This is a genomic window from Arthrobacter sp. KN11-1C (assembly GCF_052180225.1).
GTDB lineage: Bacteria > Actinomycetota > Actinomycetes > Actinomycetales > Micrococcaceae > Arthrobacter.
The window spans coordinates 348,604-368,390 of sequence record NZ_CP197467.1; the positions used below are offsets into that span (position 1 = coordinate 348,604).

Sequence of the window (19,787 nt, forward strand, 5' to 3'; positions counted from 1 at the left end):
TCGTTATGGCGCCTCATAACGACAACAACTGCGAGTTACTTGGGTCTTGCCGCCCGCATGAGGATGCCGACGCCGCCGTCGAACGTTGTCGTGTGGAATCTCGACGCCCTGGCGACCTCCGCGAAACCCCATCGACGATGAAGTTCGATTGACGCGAGGTTGGACGCGTTGACGACGTACCAGGCTTCCGGCGCGCGGCGCCAGATCCAATCCAGCCGGGCTTGGGTGAGGGCCGTCCCGATGCCGTTACGTCGATAATCCGGCCGCACTGTAAGGCCGCCCAGATACTGTCCCGTGGGGGCCGTCCCCTCGTCAAAGCCCCAGAAGTGGGTCTTCCCCCAGCCAAGAAAGCCCCCGACGTCGGATGTTCCGCGGGTGCCAGCGACCAGTACGAGGCGGGCGTCGTCGTCGATGGCTGCCGCCAGCTTGCCCGGGTCCGGAAGGGGACGGCCCGCTTGGGCCTCGACGTCGAGGATGCGGGCGATGTCGCTGCTTATGGCAGGGCGGACCGCGGCTTTGAGTTCCGTGCTCACGAAACTCGAAGCGGGGTCTGACGCATCGCTGGGGGGCTCACTCGAGAGAGCCTGCCGCGGCGGCCCGGAACCTGTCAACCCCCTGGCGCGTCCGGTGGCCTGGAACCCGGCGGGGAATTTTGTTGACCCCGCGGTTCGTTGTACCCCGTGAGTGGCCGTCCTCCGGCAACCGTCCTCCTGCGACCACGGGTCATCGTAACGTAGACCCGAGGGCGAAAATATCGCACGAGGCGACTAGTATACGGCCGAATCGGCGTGTTGCGTCACAAAATATCCGATCAATAGACCATCTGTGATATTTATTGATCATGACTCAACCCACTGCCGAACATGTAGGTCTCCTTCTTCGCGACGCCCGCGGCGAAAAGGGTTGGACGCAGGGACAGCTCGCCTCGGAACTGGGCACCAGCCAAAGCGCCATTGCCCGCATGGAACAGGGCAAGCAGAATCTCAGCCTCCGCATGATTGAGCGCCTTGAGTCGATCTTCGGGCGGACCATCGTCAAGGTCGGAAAACGGCAGATGACCCACTTGCGCGTGGAAGGCGGACGCACGCTCTCCGGCTCGGTGGACGTCAACAGCAGCAAGAATGCCGGCGTCGCACTGCTTTGCGCGAGCCTCATCAACCGCGGCACCACCACCTTGCGCAGGCTTGCCCGGATCGAAGAAGTCAACCGGATCGTCGAGGTTTTGACCTCCATCGGCGTCGAATGCACCTGGCTGAACGGCAACGATCTGCGCATCCGCCGCCCGGAAACCCTGGACCTCGCCTCCATGGACGTGGAAGCCGCACGCCGAACCCGCAGCGTCATCATGCTGCTCGGCCCGCTCCTCGATGAGGCTGCCTCGTACCAACTGCCCTACGCCGGCGGTTGCGATCTCGGAACCCGAACCGTGGAACCGCACATGCAGGCGTTGCGGCAGTTCGGGCTCTCGGTGGAGGCCAAGTCCGGCTTCTATTCCGTGCAGGCCCCGCCGGCCGACGGCGACAACCGCACGTTCGTGCTCACGGAGCGCGGAGACACCGTGACCGAGAACGCCATCATGGCTGCCGCGCACCGCAGCGGTACCACCGTGATCCGTAATGCCAGCCCCAACTACATGGTGCAGGACCTCTGCTTCTACCTGCAGAGGTTCGGCGTGGTGATCGACGGCATCGGGACAACTACCGTCAAGATCACGGGCCGTCCGGCGATCGACGTCGACATCGAGTACTTCCCGTCGGAAGACCCCATCGAGGCCATGAGCCTGATCACCGCGGGCATCGTGACGAATTCGGAAGTCACCATCTGCCGGGTCCCCATCGAATTCATGGAGATCGAACTGGCCACGCTTGAGCAGATGGGCCAGCAACTCGACATCTCCGGGGAGTATTTCGCGCGCAACGGGCGGACCCGCCTGGTGGATGTCACCACCAAGCCATCGCGATTGCGTGCACCGGAGGACAAGATCCACCCGATGCCGTTCCCCGGGCTCAACATCGACAACTTGCCGTTCTTCGCGGTCATCGCCGGGAATGCCGAGGGCCAGACCATGATCCACGACTGGGTCTACGAGAACCGGGCGATCTACCTGACCGAGCTCAACAAGCTTGGCGCCCAGGTTCAACTGCTCGATCCGCACCGCATCTATGTCAATGGGCCCACCAAATGGCGTGGCGCGGAAGTCGGATGCCCCCCGGCACTCCGGCCTGCAGCTTGCCTGCTGTTGGCCATGCTGGCGGCCCGCGGCACGTCCGAGTTGCGCAACATCTACGTGATCGAGCGCGGCTACGAGGACCTGGCCGAGCGGCTCAACACGATTGGCGCCAAGATCGAGTACTTCCAGGACTGACGGCGTCGGATTCTGCAGGATCATTCGCTACGACGGGTTCGCGCCCCGCGGAGTCGTGGGGCTCAACGGGTTTGTACAGCAGAATGATCCAGCGGAATCCTTCACACACGCGGGCGCCCACGCTCCAGCATGGCCAGGATCTCCCGGAGAACCATCTCTGGACTGTTCCATATTTGTTCGGGCGGGTAGCTCAAAACTGCATAACCCTGGATTTGCGCGGTGTTGGACCGGCTCATGTCCTTGCGCCAGGCTTCGCGAGAACCGTGGAATTGGAAGCCGTTAATCTCGACAATGAGCCAGTCTTCGATCAGGAAGTCGACCCGCCCGACGCCGGCGATCTTGACTTGACGGCGAAACTTGAGCCCCGCCGAGTCGAACAGGATGCGGGCGCTGATCTCGGGCACGGACTCCGATAGACCGTCAGCCTTTGCCAGTCGTTTCCGGGCGGTTCCGAAGTATTTGGCAGTCATTTCGGACTCGAGAACTACTCTGGGCACACCGTGATGCTGCATGGCGGACTGCGCCATGGCGATAGCATCCACTTCGCTCAAGCAGGTCAGTCCGTGAATGACGGTGTCCTCAATGCTGGCGATGGGCAGGCGCCGGTCAGGCTCGAAGCGAAGTTGGCCATGCGTGGCGAAGCGTCGGCTGCGGTGATGCTTGCTGGCAAGATGAAGGCGCGCCGGCCGATCCTTGAGCCAAAGCTGGTAACGGGAACCGCTGGATGCACACGTCAGGAGTGAGTTGTCGATGATGGCGTGAAGCAACTCGGGATCCGCATCTGGTAATGCCCACACACCCTTGCGCGGTTGGTGTGCCCCGGCAAATGACAGACCCCGCACGGCGCGCTCCGAGTAACCTTCCCGACGCAGTAAGCCAACCCGGGCCACGCCACCGAGCGATTTCAAGAAGTCCAGGGGATCCATGGATCGAGCTAGCCACAATTTCAGCCCGCATTGGCCCGGAAATGGCTCCATGTGGACAAACCGGGCTGGGGAGGAGTGGTCGGGTGTCGGATTTTGCACGATCATTCGCCGGGATGGGAATGCAAGCGGCGGAATTTCGGGCTCGGAGGCGACACTAGCTGAATGATCCTGCAGAATCCTTCAGTGGCCCCGCAAAATCCCGATCTGTCTCCGCAAGGCTGCCATGGCGCACAATTGTTCCGTGCGCACTTTTGGTGTGGAAGAGGAATTGCTCATCGTCGATCCCGTGACCGGCGAGCCGCTCGCCCTTGCCGACGCGCTCCTCTCAGGCCCCGCAGATTTTGGCCTTGAGGGCCCGGCCCACGAGGGTCCCGAACCCACCCTTGAAGAGGTCGACGGCCCCGATACCGGCCTAAGCCACGAGCTCAAGCTTGAGCAGATCGAAACCCAGACCCGGCCATGCCGCAGCTATGCCGAGCTCTTACACCAGATCCGCAGGGGCCGGGGCCTCGCGAGTCACGCCGCACGGCGCCACGGCGCGCGGATCGCCGCGTTGGCCACGTCGCCCGTGGACGCCGCGTTGCACACCACTCCGGATCCCCGGTATGCCATCATGCTCGAACGCTTCGGCATCACCGCACACGAACAGCTCACGTGCGGATTCCACGTACACACCTCGATCGAGTCCCCCGAGGAAGGCGTGATGGTCCTGGACCGGATCCGGGACAAGCTCGCGGTCTTCACGGCGATGAGCGCCAATTCTCCCTACTGGCGGGGGCTGGCCACGGGTTTTGAAAGCTATCGGACGCAGGCATGGAACCGCTGGCCTTCGTCCGGGCCGTCAGCCATCTTCGGGTCCCTGGCTGCTTACCGGCGGGTTGTCCGGAGGCTCATTGAAACGGGAGTGTTGCTGGACGAGGGGATGGTCTACTTCGACGCAAGGCTGTCCCGGCACGTTCCCACGGTGGAGGTCCGCGTGGCCGACGTCTGCCTCCGGGCCGAGGATGCGGCGCTCATCGCGGTGCTCGTCAGGGCCTTGGTTGAGACTTCTGTTCGTGAGTACCATGCCGGAATAGAGCCGGCGGCCGTGCCCACTGCGCTTTTGCGGATGGCGTCCTGGCAGGCAAGCAACTTCGGATTGCGCACCGAGCTGCTGGACTTCGGGACCTTCCGCCCGGAGCCCGCCGCGGACGTCGTCTGGTCCTTGGTGGAGTATCTGGAACCTGTGCTCGCCGAACAGGGTGAATTCGACTTGGTCCAAACCGGCGTGGCAGCCATTCTGGGCCGTGGCAACGGCGCCATCGAACAGCGTGGTGTTGCCGGGCGCTGGAGCGGCACCAACGGGGACGCGCCCGACGCCGCCGGGCTGGCCGCCGTCGTCGAGCACGCTGTTCAGATCACGATGCGCTCAGAGCGGGACGAGAGCGACACCAAGCCGCAGCCCGTCCTCACCTGGGTGCGCCAAGACTGGCGCGAAGCGCCGGGCTAGGCCTGTTTGAGGGCCCGCTCAAGGTCCCCGATGAGGTCGTCCACATCTTCCAGCCCCACCGAAAGCCGCACGACGCCGTCGCTCAGGCCAATTGCTGCGCGGCCTTCCGGACCCATGGCGCGGTGCGTGGTGGTGGCGGGGTGGGTGATGAGGGACTTGGAGTCGCCCAGGTTGTTCGAGATGTCGATGACGGCGAGCCCGTCCAGCAGCGCGAAGGCAGCCTCCTTCGCCGATCGCCCCGCGGAGGGGAGCAGTTCGAAGGTGAGCACGGTTCCGCCGGCCTTCATTTGCTTCGCGGCGAGCTCGTGCTGCGGGTGCGACTTCAGCAGCGGGTACTTGACCCAGCTGATGGCCGGTTGTGCCTCAAGCCATTCGGCGATCCGCAAAGCAGATGCCGAGGAGTGATTGACGCGCAGGGCCATCGTCTCCAGGCCTTTGGTCAGGACCCAGGCGTTGAACGCGGAAAGGGACGGCCCGGTGTGCCGCATGAGTTGCTTGACCGGCCCGTCGATGAACTCCTTGGTGCCCAGGATCGCTCCGCCAAGGACCCGGCCTTGGCCATCGATGTGCTTAGTGCCCGAGTAGACAATCACGTCTGCGCCGAGATCGCCGCAGCGTTGCAGCAAGGGGGTGGCGAAGACGTTGTCGACGACGACGGTGGCGCCAGCCGCGTGGGCAAGCTCGCTCACCGCGGCGATGTCCACGATTTCCTGCATGGGGTTCGACGGCGACTCGAAGAACACTGCCGTTGTCGGCTCGGACAACGCGGCACGCCACTGATCCAGGTCCGGCCCGTCGACGAAGACGGTCTCGACGCCCCAGCGCGGCAGGATCTCGTTGAGGATCACGAAGCAGGAACCGAAGAGCGAGCGGGCGGCAACCACGCGGTCGCCGGCAGCCAGCAACGCACCGAGGGCGGTGAAGACCGCGGACATGCCCGACGCCGTCGCGAAGCACGCTTCGGTGCCTTCGAGCAGGCGGAGGCGCTCCTGGAAGGTGGCGACGGAGGGGTTGCCGTAACGGGAGTAGACGAAGCGTTCGTCCTCGCCCGTGAACGCTCGCTCGGCGGCCGCGGCGGACTCGTAGACGAAGCCGGAGTTCAGGAAGACGGCTTCGGACGTTTCCTGGAAGTTGGTACGGTCAAGACCGCCGCGGACTGCCTGGGTGTCAGGGCTCCAGCCGGCGGCGTCAGGATTGAAAGTCACTTAGATGTTCCCCAGGTTCGTCGGAAGTCCACGGTTTTTCCAGCCATTCACGGTTCGTTCGCCGTAGCGGTCCGGTTCGCCCTCGAAACCCTCGAGGACGTTGTAGGCGGTGTAGCCGGCCTGGGTTGCGGCGATCGCGGCGGCGATGGAGCGCTGGCCGGAGCGGCAGAGGAAGACAAGTTCGGTGCCGTCCGCCTCAGGAGCCTGTTGCGTCAGCTGTTCGATGAAACGGGTGTTGGGGATGCCGCCGGCCAGGTTCCACTGGATGAACAAGGGATCGTTCTCGGTGGCTTTCGTGTCCGGGATCCCGATGTGTGCCCACTCGCCTTCGGTGCGGACGTCCACCAGGATGGCGCCTTGCTCGAGCTTGGCCCAGGCGTCGTGCGGGCTGAGGTCGCCTGCGTAGCTCATGCGTGGCCCTCGCCGTCGAACTCCTCGTCAAGCTGATCCACCGCATTGGCGACGGCGGCATCCGCGCTCGCGATCGCCGCGGGCAGGACGATGGCCTGCGCCACAATCACGTCCGTGCCGTTGAAAGTCGCGGCCGGGCTGCCGTGCAACACGTATCCCTCCGCGAGGGCGGTGGAGATCCGCTCGCAGAATTCCTTGGTGTCAGGGCCCGTGATGAGACGGTAGGAGAGTTTTTCCTCGGTGGGTTCAGGCATTGGTGCTCCTCAGTCACGCTTGCAGTTCGAAAGTGTCGATACGCCGAGTAGTCACCTGAGGCACCCCGCCGGAGAGAGGGTTGCCGACCAGCAAGTCAGGGCTTCGCGCTGGTGCTCATTACTCAAGAAGAAAAATAACATCCACGACGGCGGCCCGCATCACCGGCCGTCGTCATGTTCCGTAACCGGGAGGCAGCCGGCGGGGGAGCCAGTGGGTGGGGCCACGCTGGCGAGGACCCTACGCCTCGGTTTCTGTAGGCAGCGGGTCCAGACTTGCCTGGACCCGGGGTGAAACGGCATCAAAGCGCGACGCTACTCCTGTGGGGGAGTGATGAAACGTGGAACCTTGATGCTTCCGGATTTCCAGCAACTCGTGCACGGAAATCCCGGTGGCCGTGGCGAGTGCGTGCAGCGAGAGGCTGTTGTGATGAGCCAGGGCAAAAACCACGCCAGACAGCGCTTCGAAACCTTCTGTCTCGTAGATTTCCTTGATCAAGTTGGACATGCCGTTCGCATCATCGATTGATCCCGCTGACGCACCAGTTGCCATGGCCGTCAGCGACCATGCAGCAGAGTCGGGGCTGATGTAGATGCTCATGTCGATACCCTACGGACTCAGGCCCACTTGGGGAATGGGCGATACGTTTATCTTTATGGCAGCACTCACCGACCTTGACCGCCAGCTCCTCTCCGCCCTCAGGGAGGACGGCCGGGCATCTGTCGCGAGCCTCGCGCGCCAGCTCGGCGTCGCCAGGGCCACTGTGAACAGCCGGCTCGAGCGCCTTGTCTCCTCCGGAACCATCGTTGGTTTCACCGCGAGGGTGCGCGACGAAGTCGATCCACTTGCGATCCGGGCTATTGCGCTCATTGCCGTGGAGGGAAGGTCGGCCGACAGGGTCATTCGCCAGCTGAGGGGGCTTCCCGAGATTTGGGCACTGCACACCACGAATGGCGGCTGGGACCTTGTGGCTGAGCTGCGCACGGAAAGCCTCAGCGATTTTGACCAGGTCCTGGGAAGGATCCGCGGGATCGAGGGGATCGTCAATAGCGAGACGAGCCTGCTGCTCAGCTCCGTCCTGCGGTAGCCGCTGGCTTGGCAGAGACAAGCCGAATGAGCATTGTGTGCATCTTGCGTCGTCATTTTGTGCACTTTTTCAATGAAAAGTACGTACTTTGGCAATTGTGGATGCATATCGCCACTCCGTAGCCTCGTAGCAACAGTGCTTATGAGGGAAAGGAGCGCACATGACGCGCTTTGTCGATGTCCGCAATATGGTCCGCTGGACGGCCGGGCGAGGCCCGGAAACCATCATTTCGGAGATGGTTCAGTACTTGGAAGACGACTTCCGGCGATGGGAATCTTTTGACAAGACTCCGCGGGTGGCGAGTCACACCCCGTTCGGCGTCATCGAACTGATGCCCACAAGTGACCAGGAAACCTACGGCTTCAAGTATGTCAACGGACACCCTTCGAATCCAGCGCGCGGCTTCCAGACTGTGACAGCTTTCGGTGTCCTGTCCGACGTCCATAACGGCTATCCGACGTTCCTCGCGGAGATGACAGTGCTGACCGCGCTGCGAACGGCGGCTACGTCGGGGATGGTCGCGAAGAAACTCGCGCGCCCCGATTCCCGGGTCATGGGGATGATCGGAACCGGTACCCAATCGGAGTTCCAGGCCCTGGCCTTCCGGGCGGCCCTGGGCATCAACACTGTCAGGATCTGGGACACGGATCCGGCTGCGATGGAGAAGTTCGTCAGGAACATGGCTCCCCTCGGCTTCGACATCACCATCGCGGGCTCGGCGGCCCACGCAGTGGAAGGTGCCGACGTGATCACCACGTGCACGGCGGACAAGGCCAACGCCACGATCCTGAAGGCAGACCAGGTTTCTCCGGGCGTTCACATCAACGCGATCGGCGGCGATTGCCCAGGAAAGACCGAACTCGACGCTGCCATCCTGGACCTCGGCGACGTCTTTGTGGAATACGATCCCCAGACGCGGATTGAAGGCGAGATCCAGCAAATGTCCGCCGATTTTCCCGTCACCGAGTTCTGGCAAGTTCTTGGCGGTCATGCGCCGGGCCGGACCTTCAGGGACCAGATCACGATATTCGATTCCGTGGGCTTCGCGATCGAGGACTTTTCCGCCTTGCGGTATCTCCGCGACGCCGTCGAGGGTTCGGAATTCTTCGAGGAGATCGACCTCGTGGCGAATCCCGACGACCCTAAGGACCTTTTCGGTTTGGTGCGGGCACTTTCTCCGCTCGGATCCTGAGAAGCCGGGCGAAGCCTGGTGCGCCGGCCCCAGAACCGGCGCACCAGACGTTTTTTAGAGGGCCCATCCGGCCCGTTTGCCAGCCGTCGGCCCCCGGCTATTCCGCCGCCAGCCGCAGGATCAGCTCGGCATGCCCGGGAAACCTCATCACGAGCGACTCGATGTCCCGTGCCGTTGGTTTCGCGGAGTCAGACCTCTCGTATCCCGGTGAGAGGCTGCAGCTGACAAGGGCGAACCCCGGCCCGGCCAACTCGGCACCGAACCAGGTGGAGCCCGGGGCAACTCCTTGCAGCGTCTCGCCTGCCTCCGGATCCGGCCCCAACAAGGCCTCGGTATAGCCGAAGTCCTGAAGTCCGAGCTCCCGTGAAAACACATGCAGCCTGATGGGTGTCCCCACGTGGAAGAACCACAATTCGTCCTGCTTAAGGGCGTGCAACTGGAGAACCTCCCTGGCTTCCAGCAGGTACCAATTGGAGCTGTAGAGCGGATGGTCAACGCCGAAGCGCGGAGGCAGCGCCGATCCGGCGATGTCCTCGTTGCTCACGAGCGCCGGCGCGAACCAGCCGCCCACCACAGCGGGGGACATGTCCAGCCGTTTGATCCAGTCCTCGGCGGCGGAAGTCATGTGACCGGATCCTTCGGTGAGGAACAGACCGTGATGCCGATGATCTTGTTCGGATCCGGGGGTCCGGGCGTGGGAAAACCGACATTGAAATTCCGGGACGAAGAAACTGCACTCATCATGATGCCCTCCATCAACTGTGCTGATTCCACGGCACCGTGAAACCAGGTGCCCGCCGGGCCGAGAGCCAGATCACCCTTCCCCAGCAGAGTTCACGGGACTAGTTAACTACTGGCGCCATGGCGGCACAATAGAGTTCGCGAAGCTAAATTTCCCGGCCCGTGGACGGCGCCATCGCTCCCGACGCCCGCGCCGCCGTCGTGAGTCACAGCCGGAGGCCGAGATAGCGGCGGCTATTGACGGTCTCCCGGTTCCGGCGAGGGCCCGGGCGGCCGATGCGGCCGCGGGCCGGGATGCGGGGGCCGGGGCACATGTTTGTGCAAGTGCGGCGGATGCGGGGGATGTGGCCCGCCGTGCGGGGGATGCGGCCCGCCGTGCGTAGGATGCGGAGGTGGCGGCCCGCCGTGCGGCGGATGTGGCTCGCCGTGCGCTATCGGGAGAGGCAGCTTGGGTGCGTTCTCGCCGGGGACGGCGTCCACAGGCGCGGCCACTGACGCGAGCCCGGCATCCTCGGTATCGTTTGCCGTGGCGGCATCATTGGATTCCTCTGCCACGAGCCCGTAATAGCTGTAAAGTTCCTGTTCCTGCGTCTCCGTGATCACGCCGCGGTCACTCTCGATGCGCGGGCCGTTCTTCACTTTGTCCTTGGCGAAAGCCACCTTGATCACCGAATCCTCCAGGCTGGCTCCGGAGAGCGGGGCGAAAGATTCGGACATGCCGAACAAACCGGTCCGCACGGTGACAAAAACCGGATCCCCGGAATCGCCACTGGTGAAGACCTGTTCCACGGAACCGATTTTCTCCCCGGCGGAGTCCACAACAATCCCTCCGTTGAGGACGATGTTGTCGATGTCCTGCAGGCTGAGCATGATGCACATCCTTCTCGTATGAGGGTTCCGGCGGTACCGGCCAAGCTGTTCTACATTCTGTCTTGATTCTCCACGCCAAGCGACAGGGCTCCCGCCGATGGCGCTCACTGGCCGGTGGCTGCCAGGACCGCCACCGCCGTGAGCACCGTCAGGGGCGCGACAATCAGTCCGAAGAGCGCATAGCCCTTCCACGTGATCAGGACATTCATGCGGACGAGCCGGTCGTGCCAGAGCAACGTGGCCAAGGAAGCCCAGGGGGTGATGATCGGGCCGGCATTGACTCCGATCAGCAAGGCCGCCATCCGCACAGGCGTCCCCGCCAGCGGTTCGGCAAGCAGGTAGGCAGGCAAATTGTTGAGGACATTGGAACCGGTGGCGCCCGTGACGGCAAGCCGAACCAGGTCCATGAACCCCTGGCCTTGTCCGGCCAACTGACTCAGCAACATGGGAGCCCCCAGATTCCTGGCGGCTTCCATCACCAGGAAAAGTCCGGAAGCGAACAGCAGCAAGGACCATGGAATCAGCGTCACCTTCAGGACCCGCGGACGCCGGAAAGCGAACACCACACCCAGCACAACAGCCCCGGCCAGTGCCGGGATCCATACTGGAACCCCGGACACCAACGCAGGCAGAAGCAACGCCAGGACCAAGGCGCTGAACCCGAGCAGGACCCGGTCCGCCGCAGGCCTGGATTCAGCTCCGGCCGGCTGATCCGGCCTGATCCGCACCACCGGGATCCTTGAATAGCGGTTGCGCAGGTCCCGCCGGAAGACGATACCGATGAAGAGCAACGGCACGACGACGGCGGCAAGGGCGGGTGCCCACATCAGGCCGGCAAAGCCGCCCGGAGTAATGCCGCCAAGGCTGTGCTGGGCCAGAAGGTTGGTCAGGTTGGAAATGGGCAGGAGCAGGCTTGCCGTGTTGGCAAGCCACACCGTCGTCAAGGCGAAGGGCAGGGCCGGCAGCCCGGCTTGCCGCGTCACGCTGACCACCACTGGTGTCAGCAGCACCGCTGTTGTATCCAAAGACAGGAAGACGGTGCTCAGCGTCGCGAAGACCGCTAGGAACAACCACAAGAGAATGCTGTATCCGCGGCCCCAATAACGGAGCCGCCGGGCAGTCCAAAGGAAGACTCCGGCCTCGCTGCACAGCTCAGTCACAACCGTCATCGCGACGACGAACAGCAGAATCGGAGCCACCCGATCCACGAGTGCCATCAGATCCGTGAAAGGCAGGGCACCCGTGGCGATCGCCACGGCCCCTAAGGCAAGGAGAACCGCTCCAATGATCGCCAGACGCATGAACGGAGTCTATTGCCCGGCACGATCGTCAGGCCAAAGACTGCGCCCCCAGCGTCAATCAACGGCGGAATTCAGGACAGCCGCTAAGCTCGGATCACGTCGATACTGACTGAATCCCTGCTTGACGGAAAACATAGGTGCAACCGTGACGCTCGCCGAGGACAACCTCAACCAGCCAATTCGGATCCAATTCGAAGCCTTCATTGACGAGCACCGGCGCGCGCTCAACGACTGCTTGAACGGGTTGACGGAGGAACAGGCCCGGCGGTCATTGGTCCCGTCCCGGACCACGTTGCTGGGCCTCGTGAAACACGTGACCTTCGTGGAAAAGGTCTGGTTCGACGAAGCCATCACGCGCCGTTCCCGCGCAGAGATCGGCATCCCGGCCACGCCGGACGAGTCTTTTATCCTCGACGACGGCGACACTATCGCCACGATCCAGCAAGCACACCGCGAGGCATGCGAAGCTTCGCGCCAGGCGACGTCGTCCTTGGGACTTGACGACCTGCTCAACGGCAACCGACGCGGTCCGCTCCCACTGCGCTGGGTTTACCTCCACATGCTCCGGGAGCTGGCGCAACACTGCGGGCACGCAGACATCCTGCGCGAGCAGATCCTCAGCCAGTAGCTCGCCGGCGCCCTCATCGAGGGTAATGAGGGCTTTCCGCCTCCTCCCGCATTGAAGACTCAATCTCGGATTCCTTGTTGCCTGAATCGACCGAACTCTGAACGGGTAAGATCATGGGGCGTCATCGTCGTTGGTGTCCAGGCGGGTCTTCGGCGTCAGGTCTAGCAAGGGGGAATAGCCGATATGGACGAACAGCCGGTGTTGGATCTGGAGCGCCATCGGGAGGCGGTGGACCACGCAATTCGCGGCTCGGGAATGCATTGGACCGACTGGCCCAGGTTGGCAGCGGATGAGCTTTTCCCCGCGGAAGTTCGACTGTCGGCGATGCTTCTTCTTCTTTCGTCTCCAGCTCGGAACTACCACGCTGACAGGGCTATCGCCAAGCTACGTCGGCGCCGACTCCCGTGGGATGCAGATGCAGCCACAATGGCCGTTTACATCGTGGCTCGAATGGAAGGATTCGATGGCCAGCGGGCGGTGGTGGCACTCCGCGGGGCTGAACAGGTCTGTCTTGCTGGAGGGGCTACCGAGGGCATGCTTGCTGCCGTTAGACAGTACAGGGCAGTGCTGGGGGTCCTTCCGGCGCCTGGCCCAGTGGCGGCCCGTTTGAGCAGATGGCTGATGCCTGAGACTGTGGCCCTGATCGAGCGGGTGCTTGCGTCGGCCACGCCGCCCGGCATTTTGGACCTATCGGTATTGCGCGATGGAGATACCTGGGGAGCGCCGGCCCGGGATGCCGCGCGCGAGTTTCCAGCCCATGAGGTGGCCCCTTTGGTCAGATTGCTCAGTACGCTCGGACCACAAAAGCCTTCCAAATCCTGGCGTCGAAGCGTGCTGGAGGCCACCTCATTCCAAACAGCCCGCGAACTGTTACGGGAATGGTTGCGGCTGGCCGCCAATGCCGACATCGTTCCCCCGGATGAGCACGCCCAGCTTGGGTTCTCGGGCGCGATGCTGTTTGCCCATGGAAACGATGACCTCGTTCGGTCCGCCGTCTTTGCCGCACAGGAGTTGCCGCATGAAGAATGGGTGCCGGAGCTCCTTGGAATCCTCGCGAGGCGTGGCGCAGCGACCAGTGGTGGGCAGGCGATGACCGGAGCGCTGGCCTTGAGTGTGGCCAGTGCTTCCGTCGATTCGCTTGCCGGGCGTGCGTCGCCTGCGGACAAAATGGTCTTGGCCGAGCTTTTCGAGGACCTTTCCCGGCGGGATCTCGTCCGCCGCATTGGGAAGTACTTGGGGCTTGACGAAGATGTCATTGCCCAGCGTGATCAAGCGATTCGCCGAGCCAAGGCGGCCGCCGTCCGGCAAAAGGCTGATCCCGCACCGCGAGAAGCGCGCGCTGCGATGGACGTGCTCGTCCGGATCCACTTCGCCCCGCTCCTCAAACAGCACGGGTTCAAGGCCAGAGGGCGGACCTTCCGACGTATCTCCCCGGATCGAGTTGATGTGGTGGCCATTGGATCGTTCGGACTCGATCAGTTCGCGCTCTCTTACGGCACTCGATTCAGCACCAGCTGGCCCCCACAAGACCCTGCGCATCTCAATGAGGCATCGCTTGATATCAGGCATGCAGAGCAGCACGGCATTGCCCCGGATGAAGTACAGGCGCTGGCAAAGCGGCTGTCTTCGATCATCATCCCGTTCCTCGACTCAATGGGTCGCTACGAGCTGGTCCGTTCCTACGTCGAAAATGGCACCGGCGCCCCTGCCGGGTCCCGGGGAATTGACGGTTGGATGGGACCGCCGGCCTGGGGCTTCCTCGGCTTGCTCGCGCTGGCAGTCAAGGACCGGCCCGCGGCCGTGACGTTCCTCACCAAGAAGTACGACTTTACCCAAGGGCTTTTTGAGAGTAATCCAAGTTACGGCGCCGAGCTGGACATATGGCGCGAGAGCCTCAAGAGAGCGGTTGACCTTCCGGACAGCCTGGAGACAGGCGGTTTTGGAGGAAGAGCTGACGAAGACACGTTGTGACCTGCGCGAGCAGATCACTGCACCCAAGTGACTCGCAGTAGGTGTCGTTTAGGGCGCTCTAAACGACAACTACTGCGAGTTAGTTGGGCTACTCGATCCCCGCGAACAGCTCGTTGAGCTCCGCCGTCAGCTGCTTGCGCATTGCCGGGGTGCCGATCTCCCTGCCGTCCACGTGGTTCACGGGAGCGATGAGCCGGATGCTCGAGATCAGCCACACCGCGTCGGCGTCGAACAGGTCTTCCGGGACCAGCGGGCCGTAGCCCAGCTCCCAGCCCGCTGCCTTTGCCTTGGTGAAAAGCGCGTCCTGGGACGTGCCCGGCAGGATGCCGCTGTCCAGTTGCGGAGTGATGAGTCGCTTGACCGTGCGCACCGAGCCGGCGCCGTCGTCGACCGTTTCAACGTGGGCCAGCAACACCGTGGACGTCGGCCCCTCAAGAACGCGGCCGTCAGTTGAGGTGAAGATGGCGTCGTCCGCGCCTTGCTTGTGGGCGTAGCGCAGCGCGGCCATGTTCACGGCGTAGGACAGCGTCTTGGCACCGAGCAGCAGCCAGGGGGCGCGGTCGCCCGCCTCCGTGTCGAAGCCACGGTCAAGAAGTACGACGTCGATGCCCGTCTCGCGCTGCCGGCGGCTGCCCGCGGGGGACGGCGAAGCCTGGATCCAGCACGTAGGAGTCGAGCTGCCTTCCACGCCGCGCGTCACCAAGAGCTTGACCACAACCTCGTCCTCGGCCGGGCTTGGGGCGGGGAAGGCGTCGCGGAATTCGGTGATCGCGGTGTCGATGGCACGGCGCCAGACATCCTGCTCGGGAATGTTGAGGTCCAGCGCCCGGGCTGAGCTCTCAAGCCTGTTGAGGTGCGCCTGCACCTTGCGCGCGCGGCCCGCGACGGCGAGCAGCGACTCGAAGACGCCGTCGCCTCGGGTGGCGCCCAGGTCGGTTGCCATGAGCTGCGGCTGGCTGGAATCGGCGACGCGGCCGTTTTCGAAGGCTGGATCCAGGAATACGAGGACCGTCGAGGCAGGTAAAGTCATGCTTCCAGCTTAGTGCTGCCCCCGGAGGGATGGTCGGGACGGACGGTCGGATGCGGTGTGCCAGATAGGCTGGGCTGACTGTTGGTTCTTTGAATAGCTTTTTGATCGTGGGGGTGTGGGTGCTGTTTCCTTTTCAGTTCGGGGCAGAGTGGACCTGGCTCCTCGGCGCGTGGGCCATCTTTGAGATCATTTTGCGCATCGTGCTGCTGGGCGTCATTCCTGGAAACCGCCGCCCCACCACGGCCATGGCGTGGCTCCTGGCCGTCTTCCTTGTTCCATCCGTCGGTTTCGTCCTGTTCCTGTTGTTCGGCAATTTCCGCTTGTCCCGCCGTCGTCGGGAGCAACAGGAGGAAGTCAACGATCGGGTGCGGGCAGGCACATCGGCGCTCGCCGACGCCGTGAGCAAATACTCGGGGCCCGAATGGGTGACCTCGGCCGGCGAACTGAACCGGCGTCTCGGCTCGCTGCCCATGGTGGACGGAAACTCCGTGGAGCTGATCCCCGGCTACGAAGAGTCCATCAAGGCCATGGCGGAAGCCGTCCGGGGGGCCAAGAAGTTCGTCAATGCGGAGTTCTACATCATGAGCAGTGACTCGGTCACTGACGAGCTCCTCACCGAGTTGGAAAACGCGGCAGCGCGCGGCGTCAACGTCCGGCTTCTGTTCGACCACATCGGCACGCTGCGGATCCCCGGCTACCGAAGGCTGGTCCGCAGGCTCAGGGCCGGCAAGATCCAGTGGCGCCGCATGTTGCCGCTGTTGCCCATCCACGGCCAGTGGCGTCGGCCGGATTTACGGAACCACCGGAAAATCCTGGTGATCGACGGCGAAATCGCCTTCACGGGCTCGCAGAACCTGATCGAGCCCTCCTACAACAACCCCAAGCACCGACGCGCCGGACGCAAATGGGTGGAACTCATGGCGCGGATGGAGGGCCCGATTGTTGCGACCCTCAACGTCGTCTTCGCCACCGACTGGCTGAGCGAAACCGACGAATCCCTCGAGCACCAGCTGCAGGTCGCGGTCCAGGCAACACCCGGCCGGATGACGGCCCAGGTGGTTCCGAGCGGCCCGGGGTTTGTCACCGAAAACAACCTGCGCCTGTTCAACACGCTCATCTACTCGGCCCAGCACCGCATCTCGATTTGCAGCCCGTACTTCGTGCCCGACGATTCGCTGTTGTACGCCATCACGACGGCGGCCCAGCGCGGCGTCGACGTGGAGCTTTTCGTTTCCGAGAAGGGCGACCAGTTCCTCGTCCACCATGCCCAGCGCTCCTACTATGAGGCGCTGTTGGAGGCCGGGGTACGGATCTACTTGTACCGCGCGCCCTACGTGCTGCACGCCAAGCACTTCACGATCGACGAGGAAGTGGCTGTCCTCGGCTCCAGCAATATGGACATGCGCTCCTTCTCGCTCAACATGGAGGTGTCCGTGATGATCCTGGGCGCCGAGGCCGTGGACAGCATGCGCTCCGTGGAGTCGAGCTACCGCGAAATGTGCCGCGAGTTGACCCTGGAGGGCTGGTTGCACCGGCCAATGCTTGCCAAATACGTGGACAACGTGGCGCGGCTGACGGCCACCCTGCAGTAAGGACTCAGTCCTCGCAGGCCTCGTCCGCGGGTTCGCCGTGGATCCTCGACAACAGCGCATGGAGTTGCTGGAGCTCATCGGCGGAGAATCCGGCAAAGGCCTCCTGCTCGACGTCGGCCACCGCGACTTCAATCGACGCCACCGCACGCTTCCCTTCCGCGGTGATTTCGACGATATGGCGACGGCGGTCCGCGCGATCGCGGCGTCGTTCCGCCAGTCCCGCGCGCTCAAGGTCGTTCAGGACTGCAACCAGTCCGCTCGCGTCGATGGAGAGGATATCGATCAGGTCCTGCTGACTGAGCGGACCGGAATCGTCAAGCCGGCACAGGAGCACGGCATGCCTTGGGCTGAGCCCGGAGGAGTCAAGGGCTTGGCGGAGGCGCGTATTCATGATGCGCCCGTGGCGTGCCAAGAGAAACCCCAGTTGCTTTCCTGCTGCCGAAGAACTCATCAGGAAAATCTTATCACTGAGGAAATTATTGACTTAGGGGAATCGTTGTCCTTCATAAACGATCTGAGCGGCACGAGCCGAGCAGCGTGAGCTTTCTACCTAAGGAGTTGCCATGAACAACGAGGCTCCGCACCCCACTGTGGCAGTCATCGGCGGAGGTTACGGCGGGATCTCCGTAGCCAAGGCGCTGGACGAACACGCGACCGTTACCTTGGTGGAGCCCAAGGACGCTTTCGTGCACAACATTGCGGCTCTCCGGTCTGTGGTCCAACCCGGTTTCCTGCCGCGGATGTTCCTTCCTTATGACCGCCTGTTGGGGCACGGTGAGGTACTCCGGGATCGCGCTGTCCGGGTAGACGGTCACACAGTCGAATTGGCTTCGGGTGCCAGCCTGGCGCCGGACTATATCGTCCTCGCAAGCGGTTCCAGCTATCCTTTCCCGGCCAAGAGCGATCGAATGGTCACAAGCGACGCCATCGCCCGCTACCAAGCCGCACATGACGACCTCAAACGTGCCGGAAGGGTGATGCTGCTGGGCGCCGGGGCGGTGGGCCTTGAATTTGCGGGCGAAATCGCGGCGGCATGGCCGGACAAGGACATTGTGATGGTGGATCTTGCGCCGGACATCCTTCCCGGGCCGTACGATCCACGGCTGCGGATTGAGGTCAACCGGCAGTTGGATGAACTCGGCGTACGGCGAATTTTGGGCAGTCCGCTGGTGCAGTTGCCTCCGGTTCCCGCGGGTGAATTCGCCACGTTCACCATCAACACTGTGGACGGTACCGCCATCGAGGCGGACATCTGGTTCCGCTGTTACGGAATAGCCCCGCAGACCGACTACGTGGCAGGAGACCTCCTGGCCGCACGGACCGCCGATGGCTACCTCGACGTCACCCCCGAACTGCGCGTCGTAGGCTTCGACAACGTCTACGCCTTGGGTGACATTTCGGCGATCGACGTGAACAAGGCCGGCGTCGCGGGCCGCGAAGCCGCAGTGGTTGCCAAGAACATCCAGGCCCAGATCGAGGGCTCCGCGGAATTGGCCGCGTACACGCCGTCGAAGCCCGTCATCATCCTTCCCTTGGGGCCGTCCGGCGGCTCGGGACAACTGCCCGACGGCGAGATTGCCAGTCCGGAACTGATCTCCGAGATCAAAGGCCAGCACATGATGATCGACCGCTACGTCGAAATGTTGAACCTCGGCGCTTGATGGCCTGCGGCGGAAGGGTGCCGTGTTCGTCGTCCGCCGTGAGACTGTGGAGCATGGCGAGTTCTATCGAGGTTTCCTGGCAGCTGGACGGCATCACGATGGAGGGCACGGTTGTCCGTCCCGACGGCGAGGGGGTGTTCCCTGCCGTGGTCCTCGTAGCCGGCAGCGGACCGACGGACCGGGATTGGTGTTCACCCCTGCTTCCCGGCAGTAACGGAAGCGGGCGGCTGTTTGCCGAGGAGTTTGCACGTGCCGGTATCGCCTCGATCCGCTATGACAAAAGGGCGTCCGGCCCGCACGTGATGGACAACATCACGAAGCTCATTGGGAAGCTGAGCATGCAATCCCACCTGGACGAGTTGGTGGCGGCCGTCCAGGTGCTTTCCGGGTTGGATTTCGTTGACTCATCAAGAATCGCCGGGCTCGGCAACAGCGAGGGTGCCCTCCATGTGCTTCACTACGCCACAAGCACCCAGGCCGTTCCCTTCGCCGGGATCGTTCTTGCTGCGCCACCCGGCCGCGCGATACAGACAGTGCTGCTGTCCCAGTTGGCTCTTCAGTCCGCCCAGGTCCCTGGCGGCGCTGAGTTGATGCCCAAAGTCGAGGAAGCTGCTGCGCGGTACACGGCCGGACAGCCGATGAACCCCGACCCCGGCCTGCCCGACAGCGTGAAGATGGTCCTCGCGAGCTTCGAGGCCCCGGCGAATCTGCCCTTCGCGCGTGAGCTATGGAGCGAGTCATCGTGCGACAGCCTGGGCAAGACGCGGATTCCCACACTGGTATTGATCGGCGGCAGGGACGTGCAGATCGACGCAGACGCCGACGGCGGTCCTCTCAAGGAAACCGCAGCCGGGATGGCGAACGTGGCCTTCGCCTTCCCGGCCAACGCGAATCACGTGTTCAAGGAGGACGGGCGGAGCCCGGCCGAAGTCGCCGCATCCCCTGGGAACGGCTACAACGATCCGGATGCCCATCTCGACCCCGAAAGCCTGGAAACGATCGTCGCCTGGCTGGGGGAGACCCTGAATATTCAGGGCCTCCCGCCTGGCGGGCCTGGCTGAGTCCT

20 protein-coding genes and 1 riboswitch are annotated in these 19,787 nt (G+C 63.4%); of the genes, 9 read left to right on the plus strand and 11 right to left on the minus strand.

The genetic code is table 11. The features are described from left to right. Positions 1 to 35 precede the first annotated feature (35 nt). Entirely contained in the window at positions 36 to 533 is a 498-nt protein-coding gene (locus tag ACSBOX_RS01700) for a GNAT family N-acetyltransferase (RefSeq protein WP_442544507.1), read from the minus strand. A gap of 308 nt (positions 534 to 841) precedes the next feature. On the opposite strand from ACSBOX_RS01700, the gene ACSBOX_RS01705 reads away from it, so the two are divergent. Next, positions 842 to 2,365, plus strand: coding sequence for a UDP-N-acetylglucosamine 1-carboxyvinyltransferase (locus ACSBOX_RS01705; RefSeq protein ID WP_442544508.1), 1,524 nt, complete (start codon positions 842 to 844; stop codon positions 2,363 to 2,365). A 101-nt stretch (positions 2,366 to 2,466) separates the two neighbouring features. Here the strand turns inward: ACSBOX_RS01705 and ACSBOX_RS01710 are convergent, their stop codons facing one another. Next, on the minus strand, positions 2,467 to 3,291 hold the full coding sequence (locus ACSBOX_RS01710) for an endonuclease domain-containing protein (protein WP_442544509.1): 825 nt from the start codon (positions 3,289 to 3,291) through the stop codon (positions 2,467 to 2,469). Between the two features lie 241 nt (positions 3,292 to 3,532). Here ACSBOX_RS01710 and ACSBOX_RS01715 point away from each other — a divergent pair, with 241 nt between their 5' ends. Beyond that, positions 3,533 to 4,780, plus strand: coding sequence for a glutamate--cysteine ligase 2 (locus ACSBOX_RS01715; protein ID WP_442544510.1), 1,248 nt, complete (start codon positions 3,533 to 3,535; stop codon positions 4,778 to 4,780). On the opposite strand, the gene ACSBOX_RS01720 is transcribed toward ACSBOX_RS01715, so the two are convergent. The 4 genes from ACSBOX_RS01720 to ACSBOX_RS01735 all read right to left on the minus strand — a co-directional run bounded on the left by ACSBOX_RS01720 (position 4,777) and on the right by ACSBOX_RS01735 (position 7,248). After that, the gene (locus ACSBOX_RS01720; RefSeq protein WP_442544511.1) at positions 4,777 to 5,985 is read right to left on the minus strand and encodes an O-succinylhomoserine sulfhydrylase; all 1,209 of its coding nucleotides are present in this window, start codon (positions 5,983 to 5,985) and stop codon (positions 4,777 to 4,779) included. The genes ACSBOX_RS01715 and ACSBOX_RS01720 overlap by 4 nt on opposite strands. After that, positions 5,986 to 6,396 carry a rhodanese-like domain-containing protein gene (locus ACSBOX_RS01725; protein WP_078107379.1) on the minus strand — a complete coding sequence of 137 codons (411 nt, stop codon included), beginning with the start codon at positions 6,394 to 6,396 and terminating at the stop codon, positions 5,986 to 5,988. Beyond that, on the minus strand, positions 6,393 to 6,650 hold the full coding sequence (locus ACSBOX_RS01730) for a DUF1737 domain-containing protein (RefSeq protein WP_028267606.1): 258 nt from the start codon (positions 6,648 to 6,650) through the stop codon (positions 6,393 to 6,395). The genes ACSBOX_RS01725 and ACSBOX_RS01730 overlap by 4 nt, the downstream gene beginning before the upstream one ends. Positions 6,651 to 6,660: 10 nt before the next feature. Beyond that, positions 6,661 to 6,773, minus strand: a riboswitch (SAM riboswitch). Positions 6,774 to 6,888: 115 nt separating this feature from the next. After that, the gene (locus tag ACSBOX_RS01735; RefSeq protein WP_241709406.1) at positions 6,889 to 7,248 is read right to left on the minus strand and encodes a hypothetical protein; all 360 of its coding nucleotides are present in this window, start codon (positions 7,246 to 7,248) and stop codon (positions 6,889 to 6,891) included. A gap of 55 nt (positions 7,249 to 7,303) precedes the next feature. On the opposite strand from ACSBOX_RS01735, the gene ACSBOX_RS01740 reads away from it, so the two are divergent. Continuing rightward, the gene (locus tag ACSBOX_RS01740) at positions 7,304 to 7,735 is read left to right on the plus strand and encodes an Lrp/AsnC family transcriptional regulator (protein ID WP_078107421.1); all 432 of its coding nucleotides are present in this window, start codon (positions 7,304 to 7,306) and stop codon (positions 7,733 to 7,735) included. Positions 7,736 to 7,895: 160 nt separating this feature from the next. Beyond that, positions 7,896 to 8,927, plus strand: a complete 1,032-nt coding sequence (locus tag ACSBOX_RS01745; RefSeq protein ID WP_442544512.1) for an ornithine cyclodeaminase — start codon at positions 7,896 to 7,898, stop codon at positions 8,925 to 8,927. Positions 8,928 to 9,024: 97 nt separating this feature from the next. Here ACSBOX_RS01745 and ACSBOX_RS01750 read toward each other — a convergent pair whose 3' ends face one another. The 3 genes from ACSBOX_RS01750 to ACSBOX_RS01760 form a co-directional block, all read right to left on the minus strand. Then, entirely contained in the window at positions 9,025 to 9,552 is a 528-nt protein-coding gene (locus ACSBOX_RS01750) for a cupin domain-containing protein (protein WP_442544513.1), read from the minus strand. A gap of 350 nt (positions 9,553 to 9,902) precedes the next feature. Further along, on the minus strand, positions 9,903 to 10,538 hold the full coding sequence (locus tag ACSBOX_RS01755) for a PRC-barrel domain-containing protein (RefSeq protein ID WP_442544514.1): 636 nt from the start codon (positions 10,536 to 10,538) through the stop codon (positions 9,903 to 9,905). Between the two features lie 104 nt (positions 10,539 to 10,642). Continuing rightward, on the minus strand, positions 10,643 to 11,839 hold the full coding sequence (locus ACSBOX_RS01760) for an SLC13 family permease (RefSeq protein ID WP_442544515.1): 1,197 nt from the start codon (positions 11,837 to 11,839) through the stop codon (positions 10,643 to 10,645). Between the two features lie 121 nt (positions 11,840 to 11,960). Here ACSBOX_RS01760 and ACSBOX_RS01765 point away from each other — a divergent pair, with 121 nt between their 5' ends. Continuing rightward, positions 11,961 to 12,467: a DinB family protein gene (locus ACSBOX_RS01765; RefSeq protein ID WP_442544516.1), complete on the plus strand. Its 507-nt coding sequence runs from the start codon at positions 11,961 to 11,963 to the stop codon at positions 12,465 to 12,467. Positions 12,468 to 13,088: 621 nt separating this feature from the next. After that, a complete protein-coding gene (locus ACSBOX_RS01770) occupies positions 13,089 to 14,438 on the plus strand; it encodes a DUF4304 domain-containing protein (RefSeq protein ID WP_442544517.1) in 1,350 nt (449 codons plus the stop codon). Between the two features lie 88 nt (positions 14,439 to 14,526). Here the strand turns inward: ACSBOX_RS01770 and ACSBOX_RS01775 are convergent, their stop codons facing one another. Beyond that, positions 14,527 to 15,468, minus strand: coding sequence for an aminodeoxychorismate lyase (locus ACSBOX_RS01775; protein WP_442544518.1), 942 nt, complete (start codon positions 15,466 to 15,468; stop codon positions 14,527 to 14,529). A gap of 119 nt (positions 15,469 to 15,587) precedes the next feature. On the opposite strand from ACSBOX_RS01775, the gene cls reads away from it, so the two are divergent. After that, on the plus strand, positions 15,588 to 17,060 hold the full coding sequence (gene cls / locus ACSBOX_RS01780) for a cardiolipin synthase (protein WP_442544519.1): 1,473 nt from the start codon (positions 15,588 to 15,590) through the stop codon (positions 17,058 to 17,060). A gap of 4 nt (positions 17,061 to 17,064) precedes the next feature. Here the strand turns inward: cls and ACSBOX_RS01785 are convergent, their stop codons facing one another. Next, positions 17,065 to 17,511: a MarR family winged helix-turn-helix transcriptional regulator gene (locus ACSBOX_RS01785; protein ID WP_442544520.1), complete on the minus strand. Its 447-nt coding sequence runs from the start codon at positions 17,509 to 17,511 to the stop codon at positions 17,065 to 17,067. 112 nt (positions 17,512 to 17,623) lie between these two features. On the opposite strand from ACSBOX_RS01785, the gene ACSBOX_RS01790 reads away from it, so the two are divergent. Both ACSBOX_RS01790 and ACSBOX_RS01795 read left to right on the plus strand, forming a co-directional pair. Continuing rightward, positions 17,624 to 18,721 (plus strand): NAD(P)/FAD-dependent oxidoreductase, encoded by a 1,098-nt coding sequence (locus ACSBOX_RS01790; RefSeq protein WP_442544521.1) that lies wholly within the window; start codon positions 17,624 to 17,626, stop codon positions 18,719 to 18,721. 53 nt (positions 18,722 to 18,774) lie between these two features. Next, on the plus strand, positions 18,775 to 19,782 hold the full coding sequence (locus tag ACSBOX_RS01795; protein WP_442544522.1) for a dienelactone hydrolase family protein: 1,008 nt from the start codon (positions 18,775 to 18,777) through the stop codon (positions 19,780 to 19,782). Positions 19,783 to 19,787 lie beyond the last annotated feature (5 nt).

What these genes read in the sequence shown, in the direction of transcription:
- ACSBOX_RS01725 (WP_078107379.1), bottom strand. Translation starts at nt 6,396, where the DNA reads ATGAGCTACGCAGGCGACCTCAGCCCGCACGACGCCTGGGCCAAGCTC.
- ACSBOX_RS01775 (WP_442544518.1), bottom strand. Translation starts at nt 15,468, where the DNA reads ATGACTTTACCTGCCTCGACGGTCCTCGTATTCCTGGATCCAGCCTTC.
- ACSBOX_RS01795 (WP_442544522.1), top strand. Translation starts at nt 18,775, where the DNA reads ATGGCGAGTTCTATCGAGGTTTCCTGGCAGCTGGACGGCATCACGATG.
- ACSBOX_RS01705 (WP_442544508.1), top strand. Translation starts at nt 842, where the DNA reads ATGACTCAACCCACTGCCGAACATGTAGGTCTCCTTCTTCGCGACGCC.
- ACSBOX_RS01730 (WP_028267606.1), bottom strand. Translation starts at nt 6,650, where the DNA reads ATGCCTGAACCCACCGAGGAAAAACTCTCCTACCGTCTCATCACGGGC.
- ACSBOX_RS01735 (WP_241709406.1), bottom strand. Translation starts at nt 7,248, where the DNA reads ATGAGCATCTACATCAGCCCCGACTCTGCTGCATGGTCGCTGACGGCC.
- ACSBOX_RS01710 (WP_442544509.1), bottom strand. Translation starts at nt 3,291, where the DNA reads ATGGATCCCCTGGACTTCTTGAAATCGCTCGGTGGCGTGGCCCGGGTT.
- ACSBOX_RS01770 (WP_442544517.1), top strand. Translation starts at nt 13,089, where the DNA reads ATGCCTGAGACTGTGGCCCTGATCGAGCGGGTGCTTGCGTCGGCCACG.
- ACSBOX_RS01790 (WP_442544521.1), top strand. Translation starts at nt 17,624, where the DNA reads ATGAACAACGAGGCTCCGCACCCCACTGTGGCAGTCATCGGCGGAGGT.
- ACSBOX_RS01755 (WP_442544514.1), bottom strand. Translation starts at nt 10,538, where the DNA reads ATGCTCAGCCTGCAGGACATCGACAACATCGTCCTCAACGGAGGGATT.
- ACSBOX_RS01750 (WP_442544513.1), bottom strand. Translation starts at nt 9,552, where the DNA reads ATGACTTCCGCCGCCGAGGACTGGATCAAACGGCTGGACATGTCCCCC.
- ACSBOX_RS01745 (WP_442544512.1), top strand. Translation starts at nt 7,896, where the DNA reads ATGACGCGCTTTGTCGATGTCCGCAATATGGTCCGCTGGACGGCCGGG.
- ACSBOX_RS01785 (WP_442544520.1), bottom strand. Translation starts at nt 17,511, where the DNA reads ATGAGTTCTTCGGCAGCAGGAAAGCAACTGGGGTTTCTCTTGGCACGC.
- ACSBOX_RS01760 (WP_442544515.1), bottom strand. Translation starts at nt 11,839, where the DNA reads ATGCGTCTGGCGATCATTGGAGCGGTTCTCCTTGCCTTAGGGGCCGTG.
- ACSBOX_RS01740 (WP_078107421.1), top strand. Translation starts at nt 7,304, where the DNA reads ATGGCAGCACTCACCGACCTTGACCGCCAGCTCCTCTCCGCCCTCAGG.